This is a genomic window from Massilia sp. P1_C10 (assembly GCF_056406475.1).
This window is the reverse complement of the sequence record NZ_JBFUAC010000005.1, coordinates 247,193-261,454: the sequence shown is the minus strand read 5'-3', so window position 1 is coordinate 261,454 and position 14,262 is coordinate 247,193. Positions and strand designations below refer to the sequence as shown.

Below are 14,262 nucleotides of genomic sequence, written 5' to 3'. Positions count from 1 at the left end.
GACACCAGCGGCCGGCGCCGATCGCCTGACAGTGGCGATCGATGGCGCTACCGGAAGCTTGCCATGAACAAGGCGCCAAATCCTGCCACCGCCACCAGTGCGTGCGCCACGACCAGCCAGATCGGCAATGCGATTCCGCGCAGGTGGTACGCAAGATTGAGCACGATGCCGCCCAGCGCCGCGCCGGCGAACAGCGCCAGCGCGATGATCGCAAGGCTCGGGACGGCCGTCGTCGCCGAGGCATACGCCAGCAAGGTCAATCCGGCCGCCGCCAGCAGTCCGTGCAGCATGGCCAGCCACGACGGCGGATGGGGCCTGCCGCCAAAACGAATCAGCGCCATCACGATCCCGCCTGCCGCGGCCAGCGCAAACAGCACGCAGGAAGTTTTTAGCATCAAGAGTGGTTCCACGTGAGTCTCCTAAGACTGGGGTCGAATTGCCCCATGAGCTGAGGGTACACTCGCTGATGAGCTAACTTCCGTGCGGTAACGAACGCAGTGTTTGTCCATGGATCCACGGCCGGGCGGCCCGCTCGCGGTGGCGCAGCTGCTCTGACGTCGATGCGGGCCGATATCGCGCGCGCTTTAATTCGTGGAAATTAAGCCTCATTCCCATGATTTCATAGCTGCCGTTTATGCCGGCATCGTTTATGATCTGTGCCGGGCGCGCCTTGCATCACCTTTTCCCTGACAATGAAACTCCTCACCTCACCGGTCTTATCTGGAAAATCGTCGACGACGCTCCAAGCGACGACGCGGAAGCTGGGCCGCCAGGGGCGCCGCGCCGGCGCGCTGATACGGCGCCGCATGGGCCGGGTGATCGTCTGGCCGGTGGGCGGCTGCGTGCTGGCCGTGGTGCTGTGGGCCGGCGTGCTGGGCATGATGCGCAACGAGCAGCGTTCCGCGCATGGCGAGCTGGTTCAGGCTTCGCAGGGACTGGCCGAATCAGGACAGCGCCAGATGGCCGAATTCGCCGCGCGCGAATCGGTTCGCGTGGTCGCCAAGATCGAAGGCGCCTACCGCGAGCTGGCGTGGGGCGGCACGCTGGTGATCGCCCTGCTGACGCTTGGCGCCACCGCGTTGTCCGCGCGGATGGTCGTACGCGAGGGCGAGGAGGACGAACTGCGCCAGGCCTACCGGGTCGCCACCGAAGGCGGCCGCGAAGGATTCTACCTCTGGCGCAGCGTCTGGGACGCCAACGGCGAGATCGCCGATTTCGAACTGGTCGACTGCAACCTGCGCGGCGCCGCCTTTTGCGGCATGACGAAAGACGAATTGATCGGGCGCCGCTACACCGACCTGTATCCCGGCGCCTACGGCGACAAGATGATCGAGCTGCAGCGCCAGGCCTTCGACGCCAATCTCTACGAAGACGACTTCGAGCCGCCGCCGAACAGTGTGCTCAAGGGCAGCTGGTTCCACCGCAAGATGGTGCGCACGCGCGACTGCGTCGCCGTCACGCTGCGCGACATGAGCGAGCTGCGCGAACATGCGCTGGCGATGGCGCGGATGGCCAACCAGGACGTGCTGACCGGCCTGCTGAATCGCCACTGGCTCACCGTCAACCTGCCGGCGATCCTCGCCAGGTCGGCCGCCGAGGGCCGGCGCGTCGGCCTGCTGTTCATCGACCTGGACGACTTCAAAAAGGTCAACGACACCCACGGCCACGCCACCGGCGACGACCTGCTGCGCGGCGCCGCCGAACGCCTGATGGCGCTGGTGCGGCCGTGCGATTCGGTGGTGCGGCTGGGCGGCGACGAATTCACCGTGCTGGTGAACCCGATCGTCGATGCCGCGCACGTGGACGAACTGGCGCAGCGCATCGTCGACGCATTCAAGGCGCCGTTCTGCATCAAGACCCACAACAATTACGTCGGCACCTCGATCGGCGTCGCGCTGTTTCCGGACGACGCGGACAGCGGCGAGACGCTGCTGCTCAACGCCGACCTGGCGATGTACTCCGCCAAGATCGAAAAAAGCCGCTACTGCTTCTACAACAAGGTGCTGCACGAATCGCGCCAGAACCGGCTCGAGACCGAACGCGAGCTGCGCCTGGCGATCGAGCGGGACGAGCTCCTGATGCATTACCAGCCGCGCGTCGAAGCGCACAGCGGCCGGCTGGTCGGCCTGGAGGCGCTGGTCCGATGGCAGCATCCCCAGCGCGGACTGGTGCAGCCCTGCGAATTCATCGCCATCGCCGAATCGTCCGAGCTGATTTCGCGGCTCGGGCGCCTGGTGATCAGCAAGGTATGCGCGCAGCTGCACGCGTGGCAGCTCGAGGGCCTGGACCTGGTCCCCGTTGCGATCAACGTCTCGGCGCGCCAGATCAACCACAGCGAAGTGCACGAGGCGCTGTCGAAGTGCCTGGAAGAGTGGACCGTCTCCGCCAGCCTGGTCGAGGTCGAGCTGACCGAATCGGCCATGATGGACGAGAGCGAGGAGATCCTGGGCGAACTGGAGCGGATCGCCGGGCTCGGCGTGAAGCTGCACGTCGACGATTTCGGCACCGGCTATTCGTCGCTGGCGCTGCTGCAGCGCCTTCAGCTCGACGTGCTGAAGGTAGACCGCGCCTTCACCAGCAAACTGGGAATCACCGCCGAGAGCGCGGTGCTGTTCGGCGCGATCGTCTCGATGGCGCACGGCCTGTCGATGCGCGTCATCGCCGAGGGGGTGGAAACCCGCGAACAGCTCGACATCCTGCAGTCGCTCGGCTGCGACGAGCTGCAGGGATTCTACGTGTCCCGGCCCATGGCGGCAGACGCGGTGCCGGCGCTGCTGGCCCGCAAATACCTGTTCCCCGCTTAGGGCTGCGGCGCCGGCAAAGGCGGGGTCAGGTACGCGCCGCCGCCAACGCGAAGCGCGCCGTCATTGGCCGAGCTGGGGAAACGTCGCCATCAGCTGGTCGGCGCACGACTGCGCCTCGGCGTCGCGGACCAGGTCGCGCCCCGCGCCGCGCTGGCGCAGTTCGCGCAGCTCGTTGGCGCAGCGGCTGTCCGACTGGCCGAACCAGGCCTTGCTCAGCGCGGCGCCGAGCATGCGTTCGCGCAGCAGCGCCTGCTCCGATTGCCATGCGAGCAGGGTGGCGGCGTCGGCGTCGGTCAGGCCGCCGCCCTCGAGCGGTGCAAGGCGTGCGCGGGCGCCCTGGCGCATCCGCAGGTACTGGAGATAATCGTTGAGGATGCGCTGGGCGTCCTGCGCCGCCTTGTCCGGCAGGCGCGTCTTGAACAATGTGCGCAGTTCGTCCACCGCGGCGGCGGAGCCGTCGCTGCGCAGCACCGCGCCGTCGATCAGCGCGAGCAAGGCGCGGTCGGACACCAGCCGGCCGCCGGCGTCGACCGTCAGTCCCGTGCCCGCGATCGTGGCCGGCGCGGCAGCCTCCGGCGCTTCGGCGCGCACCTGGCCGGGGCCGATCGGCCCGTCCCAGGCCGCCGTTTGCGGCGCCGGCGCGTCGGCCGGGGCGGCAGTTTGGGCGCCCATCCAGTACCAGGTGGCCGCCATCGTGGCGGCGCTGACGCACAGGGAGACAGTAATCAGAAGCTTGTTGCGGGATTGCGTTTGCATCGACGGTTCCTGTGCGCGTTTCCGGAAAAACGAGTGTACGGATCATCCGGACGCCGCGCAAACCGCGCACAGTTCGTATTTATACAAACGGCGATGAGATGTTCAGAATTGAACATTCCGCGGCGCGCGACGCAGCCGGCGCAGAGTGAGAACGGGTGATCGGGGCGCCGCGAAAAAAGGCGGCGCCCCTGTCACTTTTTGACAACGGAGCAGCGGTTTAGCAGACGGAGTGCATCCAGCCGTGCGTGTCCGGCGCGGTGCCATGCTGGATCGCCAGCAGCGCGTCGCGCAGCGCCATCGTCACCGGGCCATTCTCGCCGCGGTTGATGGTCATCTCGAAGCCGTTGGCCTTGACGTAGCCGACCGGCGTGATGACGGCGGCGGTGCCGCAGGCGAAGACTTCGGTCATGCGGCCGGCGGCGATGTCGTCGCGCCACTGCTGCACGGAGAGCTTGCGCTCTTCGGATTCGTAGCCGAGGTCGCGCGCCAGCTGCAGCAGACTGTCGCGGGTGATGCCCGGCAGGAGGGTTCCGGTCAGCTGCGGCGTGACCACCGTGGTCTTGCCGCTTTCCTGGTAGACGAAGAACAGGTTCATGCCGCCCATCTCTTCGACGTACTGGCGTTCGACCGCGTCGAGCCAGACCACCTGGTCGCAGCCCTTTTGCTCGGCCTGCGCCTGGGCTACCAGGCTGGCGGCGTAGTTGCCGGCGCATTTCGCTTCGCCGGTGCCGCCCGGCGCGGCGCGCACGTAGTCTTCGCTGATCCAGACGGTGACCGGCTTGACGCCTTTCGGGAAGTAGGCGCCGGCCGGGGAGCCGAACAGCACGAACAGGTATTCGCGCGATGGACGCACGCCGAGGAACGGGTCGGTGGCGATCATCAGCGGGCGCAGGTACAGGCTTTCGCCGACCTGCTGCGGCACCCATTTGCGGTCGAGCGCGATGAAGGCGTCGGCCGCTTCCATGAACAGGTCGGGCGGCAGGTCCGGCATCGCGAGGCGGCGCGCGCTGCGGTTGAAGCGCTCGGCGTTCGATTGCGGACGGAAGGTCTTGACGCCGCCGTCCGGCTGCGCAAACGCCTTGAAGCCTTCGAAGATGGCCTGGCCGTAGTGCAGCGACGAGCAGGACGGGTCGAGTTCGAGCGGGCCGTAGGCCTTGATCTCGCCATGCTGCCAGGCGCCGTCTTTGTAGGGGATCAGCACCATGTGGTCGGTGAAGGTGCGCCCGAAACTGAGGCTGGCCATGCGCTCGGCGCGGTCAGATTCGGACAGGGCGGTGGCGGATGGCGTGACGGTCAGGCGAGGCTGTGATGTGCTCATGAGGATTCCCGGGAGGGTCAGTGGTTCAGGCCTCAATTGTAGCGCGGCGCCGACTAAGGTGGGGTCAGCTCGGCGGGACCTGGCCCCGCGCGTCCGCGCGCGCCGGCAGGAAAGCGCAGGCGGGCCACCAGGCCGGGCGCGGCGTCGTCCAGCTCCAGGTCGCCGCCGTGCAGGGTGGCGATGGCCTTGACGATCGACAGCCCCAGCCCGTTGCCGGGGATGCCGCGGCTCTTGTCGAGGCGGTAGAAGCGCTGGGTCACCTTGGCGCGCTCGCCGGCCGGGATGCCGGGGCCGTTGTCGCGCACCATGATCTCGGCCATGCCCGCGTGCAGCGCGGTGGACACTTCCACCTCGGCGCCGGCGCCGGCGTGCTTGATCGCGTTGTCGATCAGGCTGGCCACCGCGGTGGCGACCAGGTTGCGGTCGGCCTGCACCGGCAGCGGCGCTCCCGCATGCGCGGCGAGGCGCACCTGGCGGTCCTCGGCGGAGGCGTCGTACATCTCGGCCATGTCGGCGGCGATGCGCTGCAGGTCGATGGTCTCGAAGGCGCGCGCGCCCACGCCCGATTCCGCCTGGGCGATCTGGAGCAGGCGTTCGAACAGGCGGATCAGATCGTCGATGTCGTCGATCGCACCGTGCGCGGCGCTGGCCAGCACGTCGACACTGAGCTCGTGGCGCACGGCGTCGTCCAGCTTGGCGCGGATGCGCGTGAGCGGCGTGCGCAGGTCGTGGGCGATGGCGTTGGAGACGTTGCGGATGCCGTCCATCAGCTGCTCGATGCGGTCCAGCATGGTGTTGATGTCGCGGTTCAGCAGGCCGAATTCGTCGCGGCTGTGGACCGCGATGCGGCGGCTCAGGTCTCCGGCGCCGATGTCGCTGGCGGCGCGCCGGATGTCGCCGATGCGGCGCTCGATCTGGCGCCGGAAAAGCACCGCGCCGAGCACCGTCAGGATCAGCGACAGCGCCGCGCCCTCGGCCAGCGAGCGCCACACCAGCTGGCGGATCGATTCGCGCTCTGACAGGTCGTAGCCGATCACCAGCGCGCCGCCTTGCGGCAACTGGTGCACCAGCAGGCGCGCGTGGGTGGTGCGGCCGCTGCGGACCACGTCGCGCGCGAGCACGCCGTCGGCGGCGGCATCGGCGCGCGGCCAGCCGGCCAGGTTGCCGGCCAAAACGGCGCCGTCGCGGTTCGTCACCAGGTAGATTTCGCGGTCGCTGTCGATGCCGTCGCCGAGCTGGCGCCGCACGTCGTCGGCCACCTGCTCGGCCGAGCCGGAACGCACGCGTTCGGCCAGGCGTTGCGACTGCGCGCGCATTTTCGTGTTGATGTTCTCGTCGAGCACCCCGATGGTGCCGAAGTAGAACACGCCGGACACCACTACCATCGAGGCGATGCCGAGCACCCCGTAACTGAGGACCAGGCGCGCGGCGATCGAGCCGCGCAGGCTAAACATCGGCGGTGGCGGGCGTGGCGGCGAGCCGGTAGCCGACGCCGCGCACGGTCTGGATCAGGGCGGGGGAGAAGTCCTTGTCGATCTTGTTGCGCAGGCGGCTGATCTGCACGTCGATGACGTTGGTCTGCGGGTCGAACTGGTAGTCCCACACGCCTTCGAGCAGCATGGTGCGGGTGACCACCTGGCCTTCGTGGCGCATCAGGTATTCGAGCAGGCGGAATTCGCGCAGCTGCAAGGTGATCGACTGGGCGCCGCGCGTGACGCGCATGGTGCGCACGTCGAGCGTCAGGTCGGCCACCTGAAGGTGCAGCGATTGCTGGCCCTGACCGGCGCGGCGCAGCACCGCCTCGATGCGCGCCAGCAGTTCGGAAAACGCGAACGGCTTGGCAAGGTAGTCGTCGGCGCCGCCGCGCAGGCCGATCACGCGTTCGTCGATGCTGGTCAGCGCGCTGACGATGATCACCGGCGTGGCCGAGCCCATCGCGCGCAGTTTACCGATCAGGGCCAGGCCGTCCAGGTTACCCGCCAGCATGCGGTCGACGATGATGACGTCCCAGCGCTCGTTGATCGCGTGGACCAGGCCGTCGTCGCCGGTGAAGCAGGCCGTCGGGCGATAGCCGGCTTCCTTCAGGCCCTTGCAGATGTAGCGGGAGGTTTCGACCGAATCTTCAATTACCAGGCAGCGCAAGGGATTTCTCCAGGTGTTTCCGACATGGGGTACTCATAGAATAGCGCAATCGCGCGCTGCCCCGGATGGTAGCAGCGCGCGATTGCGCAAATGTGGATTGATTATTACCAATGTGCAATGTGATATCGCGCCTGGGTCTGACCCAGTCGGTGAGACCCTTACTTCACCGCGATGGCTGAAATCTCGACCGCCACGTCGCGCGGCAGGCGTGCGGCCTGGACGGTGGCGCGGGCGGGCGGCTTGTCCTTGAAGTAACTGCCGTAGACCGTGTTGAGCTTGGAAAAATTGTTCAGGTCGCGCACGAACACCGTGGTCGAGACGACGTTGTCCATGGTCATGCCGTCGGCGGCCAGGATGCCCTTGATGTTCTGAGCACCTGCGCGACCTGTTCCTCGTCGGTGCCGGTATTGAGCTGGCCGGTTTTCGGATCGATCGGAAGCTGGCCGGCGATGAACAGCATGCCGCCGGCGCGCACCGCCTGCGAATATGGGCCGATCGCGGCCGGTGCGTCCTTGGTGGCGATGATTTCCTTGAATGCGCCGGCCGACGCCGGAAGCGTGACTGCGGCTGCCAGCATGGCTGCCGCCAACATGATGGTTTTCATGATTGTTTGCCTTTATTGTGTGGAAACGAATGACGTACACCCCGGTTGCGGGCGCCGCTGAGCGCCGCAACCGTTCAGTCTAGTTCGGGAGGATGGGATGTCAATACGGATCTCGACGATAAAGTCACTGGACCAGGCGTCCCTTCTGACGCTTTAGAACCGGTGGCGCAGGCCGGCGGTGAACTGCTTGTTGCCGGTGCCCGGTTCCTCGCTGTTGCCTTCGGTGTAGGCGGCGCCGTTGCGGTTACGGATTACCGCATACGAGGTGTAGAGGTCGGTGCGCCTGGAGAATGCATACATGTACGCCACGCCGAACTGCTGCGCATCCTGGTCGCGCACCGTCTTGTCGTTTTTGCGCACGTAACTGGCGACCACCGTGCTCGCGCCGAACGGCACCGCCACGCCCAGCAGCAGGTCGGCGCTGTTGGTCGAGGCGACGGGCGCCGCGCCGCCGAACGTAGCCGCGGTATTGTTCAGCGGCGCGCTGTTCAGGCCCTGGTTGATCCCGTAGCCGACATAGCCCCGGGCCGGGCCGAAATCGTAATTGGCGCCGAGCAGGGTGTTGCGCGCATCGTCGGTGTTTTTCAGTAAGGCGGTGTCGTTGTTCCTGCGATGGTAGGCCAGGCGCGCGTTGAGCGGACCCTTGCTGTAGCCGAACGAGCCGCCGACCGCGCGCGAAGCCTGGGCGTCGCCGGCGACTTCGCCCGCCACATACATCAGCTCGCCGCTGAAGCCGTCGACGACATTCGACCGGTACAGCACCGAGTTGCTGGCGCGAAAACCGGTCGGCGCCATCAGGTTGTTCGAGCGGATGATGCCGTTGCGCAGCGGATCGACCACGGTGTTGAGCGTGGTGAACAGGGGCGTGTCCTGCAGACCGATCGAGACGGAGCCAACGTTGCTGCGCAGTCCGACGATGCTGGTGCGGCCGAACAGCGTGTTGTTCTGGGTCGAGGTGCCGGTGTCGGCGTGGATGCCGCCTTCGATGACGAAGAAGGCGCCGAGGCCTGCGCCCAGCTCTTCGCTGCCCTTGAAGCCCCAGCGGCTCTGCGTCGCCATGCCGCTGGTGACGCGGGTCGAGGTTCCGGCGACGCCGCCGCGGTCCTGCGAAATGCCCAGGTCGAGCACACCGTAGAAGGCGACGCCGGTTTGCGCCGACGCGGCGCCGCTGGCCAGCAGCGCGAGCGTAAAGATGGATTTTTTCATGGTCGTCGTCTCCATGATCAGACCGCGGGCAGCGGCGCGCCGGCCGGGTGCGGGTCCGGAATCGGCTCGATCTTGCCGAGCACGAACACGAACGAGACGATGCCGATCACCAGGATCACGCCGGCCACCATGAAGGCGTTGGCGAAGGAGTTGGTGGCGCCGACGATGAAGCCGGTGACGATCGGGGCCGCCGCGCCCATCAGGTTGTTGGCGAAGTTCATGATGCCGCCGATGGTGCCGGCGCCGCCTTTCGGCGCGATCAGCGACGGCAGCGACCAGCCGACCGGCGCCGCCGAGGCCAGGCCGCCCAGCGCGATCGAGATCCAGAAGATGGCCCAGGCCGGGTCGGTGGTCTGGGTCGCGCCGAACACGGCCAGGCCGAACAGCATGCCGGTCACCAGCACGCCCTTGCGCACTTTCGAATCGTCCCAGCCGCGCTTGACCAGATGGTCGATCAGCCAGCCGCCGACGAACAGGTCGGTCAGGGTGGCGAACGCCCAGGGAATCGCCGCATAGCCAGCCGACTTCAGGATACTCATGTGCATGGTCTGGACCAGGTAGCCGGGCAGCCAGGTCAGGAACAAGTAGAAGGTGTAGCCGTAGGCGGCGAAGCCGATGGTCAGGCCCCACACCTTGGACCTGGTCAGCAGGTAGCCCAGCATGTTCATGGCGCCGGCGTCGGACTTGCCTTCGGGCGCGCCGCCGTTTTGCTGGATGTAGTTCAGCTCCTGCTTCGACAGCTTTTCGTGCGCGGTCGGATCGCGGTACAGGCAATAGAACGCGATGAAGTAGCTGAAGCTGAGGAATGCGGTCAGGCCGAAACCCCAGCGCCAGCCGAAGGCCACGATGGTGACCGCCACCAGCGGCACGCCGATCACGTTGGAAAACTTGGCGGCGGCGTCGAAGATTGCGGTGGCCAGGCCGCGCTCGTGGCGCGGGAACCAGTAGCCGGTCGCCTTCGAACTGACCGGGAAGGCCGGCGCTTCGGCCACGCCGAGCAAGATGCGGGCGAAAAAGATGCCGGCGAAGCCGCTCGAGAAGGCGGTGATCACCGAGGCCACGCCCCATAGGAAGGCGCCCCAGCGGCCCACTTTGGTCGGGCCGAAGCGGTCGATGACCATGCCGACCGGGATCTGCAGCAGCGAATAGGACCAGGCGAAGGCGGAGAACAGCAGGCCCAGTTCGACTGGCGTGAGCTGGAACATGTCCTTGATTTGCGGGGCCGCGACGGACAGGCCGATGCGGTCGATGTAGTTGATCAGGACGCCGACGCCGAGCAGGGCGCCGATGCCCCAGCGCCTTTTGCCGACGCCAGTGTTGGTGGGGATGGCCATGTTGCTGTCTCCTTCAGGTTGGTTTTAACGGGCTCTATTGGCCCTGGGATTGCAGGATCCGGTCGACGATCGCGGCGGGCGGGCTGGCGATATCGAGGCGCACGCCGGCTTCGTCGGGCGCCAGCGGCTCGAGGTCGCGCAGCTGGCTGTCGAGCAGCGAGGTGGGCATGTAGTGGGCGGTACGCGCCTTCATGCGCTGCTCGATCAGCGCGCGCTCGCCATGCAGGTGGGCGAAGCGCAGCGCGGAATCGGCCTGGCGCAGCAGGTCGCGGTAGCGCCGCTTCAGGGCCGAGCAGGACAGCACCAGCGGCTCGCCGCGGGCAGTGGCGGCGGCGATCTCCGACTGCAGGCGCGCCAGCCAGTCGGCGCGGTCGGTGTCGTCGAGCGGGGTGCCGGCGGCCATCTTGGCGACGTTGGCGGCGGAATGGAAAGCGTCGCCCTCGAGAAATCCGGCGTGCAGGGAGTCGGCCAGGCGGCGGCCGATTTCGCTCTTGCCGCAGCCGCAAACGCCCATCACGACCCAGCGGGTGGGGGCGGCGGCGGTGTTGTCTGATTGGGTCATGGTGTCGATACCGGTTCGGAAGTTGTCTCGTTGCGCCTTGTTTGATAGCGCTAACATTTGCACTAAAGTCTACACCGGTCCGATATTTTGTAAAGCAGATTTTTTGGTGTGGCGCGAAAAACGACAGTCGCCGGCGCTCCGCTAGGCGCTCTCGCGCGCCATCAGGGTGAAGCCCAGGTCGATGCGGTTCCTGGCCGGCCGCTCGCCCTTGATCATCGCGCGCAGCAGCGACGCCGCTTCGAAGCCGACCTTGTAGCGCGGCGTCGCGATCGTCGTCAGCGAGGGATTCATCCACGCCGACGCCGGCAAATCGTTGAACCCGCAGATCGCCAGCTGCCCCGGCACCGCGATCCCGCGCCGCTGGCACTGGTAGATTGCGCCATGCGCCAGGTCGTCATTGCAGCAGAAGATCGCGTCCAGCGCCGGCTCGGCCGCCAGCATCCGTCCGAGCAGTTCGGCGCCCAGCGCCAGCGTCGACGGATCGGCCACCATGGTTTCCAGCGCCTCGTCGTACAGCCCGGCCTCGTGCATCGCCTTGCGGTAGCCCTCGGCGCGCTTGAGCGTGCGCTCGTCGAGTTGCGCGCCCATGAAGCCGATCCGCTTGTGGCCCTTGTCGATCAGGTAGCGGGTCATCGTGTAGCCGGCCTGCAGCTGGGAGAAGCCGACCGACAGCTGGTTCGGTTCCGTGGCGAGGTCCATCATCCACACCACCGGCACCTGCGAGGTGTCGAGCATGTGCTGCACCTTCGGGCTGTGCGTCAGCCCGGACAGCAGGATGCCGTCGGGGTGCGACTGCAGGTAAGTGCGCAGCAGCTTTTCCTCCTCGGCGTCCGAATAGCGCGTATTGCCGATCAGGATCTGGTAGTCGTAGGCGTCCAGCGCGTCCTGGATCCCGGCCAGCACCGCGGTGAACACCAGGTTCGACAGCGACGGCACCAGCACCACGATGACGTTCGAGTGCGCCGAGGCGAGTGCGCGCGCGGCGGCATTCGGCACGTAGCCCAGTTCCGCCACGGCCCGATCGACCCGCTCGCGCAGGGCCGCCGACACCATGTCCGGATGGCTGATCGCGCGCGAGGCGGTCATCGTCGCCACCCCGGCCAGCGCCGCCACCTGGGCCAGCGTGACCCGGCCGCTGGCGCGCGTCTTTTGAACTCTTGTCATCGAAAAGGACCTTGGTTTTGATAACGTTATCATAGCCCAACACCGCAACAATTTGATGCATTGTGTATTGGAAATTTCAGGGCGGACCGGAGTATAGTGGCGGCACTACTTTTGATTCGATACCCGATGTTTCGCAACACCTCACTGACTCTGCGGCAACTGCTGATCCTGCTCACCGGCCTTGGCCTGCTGCCGATCGCCCTGATCGGCGCCTGGGGCATCAACACCTCGGTCAACGAGCAGCAGGCCGAGCTCGAACGGTCGATGCAGGCGCTGTCGCGCGCACTGGCCAGCGCGGTCGACTCGGAACTCGACGCCACGCTGGAAAATGCGCGCGCGCTGTCGGCCGACCCGGCGCTGGCGCGCGGCGACCTCGCCGCGTTCTATGCCATCGCCAAGCGCGCCGTGCAGGCGCAGCCCGACTGGCGCAGTCTGATCCTGACCGACGCCGGCGGGACGGTGCTGTTCAAGACATCCGAGCCGTTCGGCGCCACGACCCACAAAGTGATCGATCCCGCCAGCCTGGCAGAGGTCGCGGCCACGCGCCAGCCGGTCATCGGCTCGGTGGCCAAGGGACCGCGCGGCCGGGCCGCGGTGCCGATCCGGGTGCCGGTGCTGGACGATGGCCGGCTGCGCTACATCGTCACCATCGCGCTGGCGCCGGACCGCATGCTGCGCATCCTGAAAAACCAGAAGGTGCCGCAGGACTGGGTGGTCGCGGTGGCCGACGCGAGCGGGCTGCGGGTGGCGCGTTCGAAGGACCAGGAAAATACGGTCGCAACGCCGACGTCGGCCACGCTCACGCGGCTGCGGCTGGAGGGGCGCCCGGAAGGCAGCGGCATCAGCACCACGTCCGAGGGCGCCGAGGTAATGACCAGTTTCAGCATGCTGCCGCGCCACAAATGGTCGGTGGCGGTCGGCGCGCCGACGGCGCGGGTCACCGACGTCCTGAGGCGCACACTGGCGGCTTACGCGGTAGCCATCGTCGCCTCGCTGGCGCTGTACGTCGCGCTGGCGATGTTCCTGTCGCAGCGGCTGATGCTGTCGATCGAGCACCTCAAGGAGCAGACCGCGCGGCTCGGGCACAAGCGTCCGGTGCGCCTGCTGCGCAGCCGGATCCGCGAGGTCAACGAAATCGGCGACAGCCTGACCGCGGCGTCGGCCGAACTGGTGCAGGGCGAGCGCGAACGCGAAGCGCTGGTGGCGTCGCTGAAGGAAGCGCTGGCGCGCGCCGAGCAGGCCGCCGCCACCAAGGACAACTTTCTCGCCGTGCTCGGGCACGAGCTGCGCAATCCGCTGGCGCCGATCGTCATGGCGCTCGACCTGATGGACATGCGCGGCGCCAGCGAAAACCTGCGCGAGCGCGATACGATGCGGCGCCAGGTGAATCACATGCGGCGCCTGGTCGACGACCTGCTCGACGTCTCGCGCATCACCCAGGGCAAGCTGGCGATGGCCTGCGAGCCGGTGTGCCTGTCGGCCGCTGTGCTGCAGGCCGCCGACACGGTGCGCCCGGCGATGGCCGCGGCGGGACGCCGATTCGTCGAAGCGGTCGACGAGGTCTGGGTGATGGGCGACGAGACGCGGCTGGTGCAGGTGGCGACCAACCTGCTGGCCAACGCGCTGCGCTATGGCGGCGCCGGCGACGTGCAGGTGTCGGTGCGGCGCATTGGCGCCAGTGCGGTGCTGGCGGTCAGCGACGCCGGCGTCGGCATGGAGCCGGCCACCGCGGCGCGCATTTTCCAGCCGTTCTGGCAGGCGCCGCAGCCGCTCGCGCGCTCTTCCGGCGGGCTTGGGCTGGGCCTGACGATCGTGTACAGCATCGTCGAACTGCTCGGCGGGACGGTGCGCGCCTCGTCCCCGGGGCTGGGGCAGGGCAGCAGCTTCGAAGTGACGCTGCCGGCCATCGACGGGCCGGCGATGGCCTTGCCGGCGCCGGCGCCGGGTGCGAATGCGGGTGCGCGCAAGATCATGATCGTCGACGACAACCTCGATGCGGCCAAGACCACCGCCGAACTGCTGGAGGTGCTGGGGCATGAGGTCGGCGTCGCGCACGACGGCAAGTCGGCGCTGGCGCTGCTGGGGCGGATGCAGCCGGACGTGGCGATCCTGGATATCGGATTGCCGGACATCGACGGCTTCGAGCTGGGGCGCACGGTACGGCGGCTCGGCTTCGACGGCACGCTGCTGGCGCTGACCGGCTACGGGCAGGAGCGCGACAAGCAGCGCGCCAGGGACGCGGGCTTCGACCGGCACCTTACCAAGCCTGTGGATATCGAGCAGCTGCAGCTTGCGCTCGACGCCGGCGCCAGCGTCGCGCTCAGGTCCGCCGGACCTGTCCCCGGATCTTAGGCCGCGGCTCGACTCCCATT

11 protein-coding genes and 1 pseudogene are annotated in these 14,262 nt (G+C 67.5%); 2 read left to right on the top strand and 10 right to left on the bottom strand.

The genetic code is table 11. The features are described 5' to 3' along the window. Window positions 1–47: 47 nt before the first annotated feature. Entirely contained in the window at window positions 48–410 is a 363-nt protein-coding gene (locus tag AC1D02_RS13350; protein ID WP_477317581.1) for a hypothetical protein, read from the bottom strand. A 282-nt stretch (window positions 411–692) separates the two neighbouring features. Here AC1D02_RS13350 and AC1D02_RS13345 point away from each other — a divergent pair, with 282 nt between their 5' ends. After that, window positions 693–2,804 (top strand): putative bifunctional diguanylate cyclase/phosphodiesterase, encoded by a 2,112-nt coding sequence (locus AC1D02_RS13345; protein ID WP_477317579.1) that lies wholly within the window; start codon window positions 693–695, stop codon window positions 2,802–2,804. A gap of 60 nt (window positions 2,805–2,864) precedes the next feature. Here AC1D02_RS13345 and AC1D02_RS13340 read toward each other — a convergent pair whose 3' ends face one another. The 9 genes and pseudogenes from AC1D02_RS13340 to gntR form a co-directional block, all read right to left on the bottom strand. Next, entirely contained in the window at window positions 2,865–3,560 is a 696-nt protein-coding gene (locus tag AC1D02_RS13340; RefSeq protein WP_477317577.1) for a hypothetical protein, read from the bottom strand. A gap of 217 nt (window positions 3,561–3,777) precedes the next feature. Continuing rightward, window positions 3,778–4,878, bottom strand: a complete 1,101-nt coding sequence (locus AC1D02_RS13335; protein ID WP_477317575.1) for a branched-chain amino acid aminotransferase — start codon at window positions 4,876–4,878, stop codon at window positions 3,778–3,780. Window positions 4,879–4,931: 53 nt separating this feature from the next. Continuing rightward, a complete protein-coding gene (locus AC1D02_RS13330; protein WP_477317573.1) occupies window positions 4,932–6,332 on the bottom strand; it encodes a HAMP domain-containing sensor histidine kinase in 1,401 nt (466 codons plus the stop codon). Then, the gene (locus AC1D02_RS13325) at window positions 6,325–7,020 is read right to left on the bottom strand and encodes a winged helix-turn-helix domain-containing protein (protein WP_477317571.1); all 696 of its coding nucleotides are present in this window, start codon (window positions 7,018–7,020) and stop codon (window positions 6,325–6,327) included. The genes AC1D02_RS13330 and AC1D02_RS13325 overlap by 8 nt, the downstream gene beginning before the upstream one ends. Before the next feature lie 158 nt (window positions 7,021–7,178). Then, window positions 7,179–7,480, bottom strand: a pseudogene (locus AC1D02_RS13320) (Rid family detoxifying hydrolase). A 297-nt stretch (window positions 7,481–7,777) separates the two neighbouring features. Beyond that, entirely contained in the window at window positions 7,778–8,830 is a 1,053-nt protein-coding gene (locus tag AC1D02_RS13315; protein ID WP_477317569.1) for a porin, read from the bottom strand. A gap of 17 nt (window positions 8,831–8,847) precedes the next feature. Next, window positions 8,848–10,164: an MFS transporter gene (locus AC1D02_RS13310; protein ID WP_477317567.1), complete on the bottom strand. Its 1,317-nt coding sequence runs from the start codon at window positions 10,162–10,164 to the stop codon at window positions 8,848–8,850. A 34-nt stretch (window positions 10,165–10,198) separates the two neighbouring features. After that, the gene (locus AC1D02_RS13305) at window positions 10,199–10,726 is read right to left on the bottom strand and encodes a gluconokinase (protein WP_477317565.1); all 528 of its coding nucleotides are present in this window, start codon (window positions 10,724–10,726) and stop codon (window positions 10,199–10,201) included. Window positions 10,727–10,867: 141 nt separating this feature from the next. Next, on the bottom strand, window positions 10,868–11,890 hold the full coding sequence (gene gntR, locus AC1D02_RS13300) for an HTH-type transcriptional regulator GntR (RefSeq protein ID WP_477317563.1): 1,023 nt from the start codon (window positions 11,888–11,890) through the stop codon (window positions 10,868–10,870). A 126-nt stretch (window positions 11,891–12,016) separates the two neighbouring features. Here gntR and AC1D02_RS13295 point away from each other — a divergent pair, with 126 nt between their 5' ends. Next, window positions 12,017–14,242: a hybrid sensor histidine kinase/response regulator gene (locus AC1D02_RS13295; protein ID WP_477317561.1), complete on the top strand. Its 2,226-nt coding sequence runs from the start codon at window positions 12,017–12,019 to the stop codon at window positions 14,240–14,242. The last annotated feature ends 20 nt before the right edge of the window (window positions 14,243–14,262 follow it).

Bases quoted from the DNA above. Each gene is read 5' to 3' on its own strand.
- AC1D02_RS13345 (WP_477317579.1), top strand. From the start codon at position 693: ATGAAACTCCTCACCTCACCGGTCTTATCTGGAAAATCGTCGACGACG.
- AC1D02_RS13295 (WP_477317561.1), top strand. From the start codon at position 12,017: ATGTTTCGCAACACCTCACTGACTCTGCGGCAACTGCTGATCCTGCTC.
- AC1D02_RS13305 (WP_477317565.1), bottom strand. From the start codon at position 10,726: ATGACCCAATCAGACAACACCGCCGCCGCCCCCACCCGCTGGGTCGTG.
- AC1D02_RS13330 (WP_477317573.1), bottom strand. From the start codon at position 6,332: ATGTTTAGCCTGCGCGGCTCGATCGCCGCGCGCCTGGTCCTCAGTTAC.
- AC1D02_RS13340 (WP_477317577.1), bottom strand. From the start codon at position 3,560: ATGCAAACGCAATCCCGCAACAAGCTTCTGATTACTGTCTCCCTGTGC.
- gntR (WP_477317563.1), bottom strand. From the start codon at position 11,890: ATGACAAGAGTTCAAAAGACGCGCGCCAGCGGCCGGGTCACGCTGGCC.
- AC1D02_RS13310 (WP_477317567.1), bottom strand. From the start codon at position 10,164: ATGGCCATCCCCACCAACACTGGCGTCGGCAAAAGGCGCTGGGGCATC.
- AC1D02_RS13315 (WP_477317569.1), bottom strand. From the start codon at position 8,830: ATGAAAAAATCCATCTTTACGCTCGCGCTGCTGGCCAGCGGCGCCGCG.
- AC1D02_RS13335 (WP_477317575.1), bottom strand. From the start codon at position 4,878: ATGAGCACATCACAGCCTCGCCTGACCGTCACGCCATCCGCCACCGCC.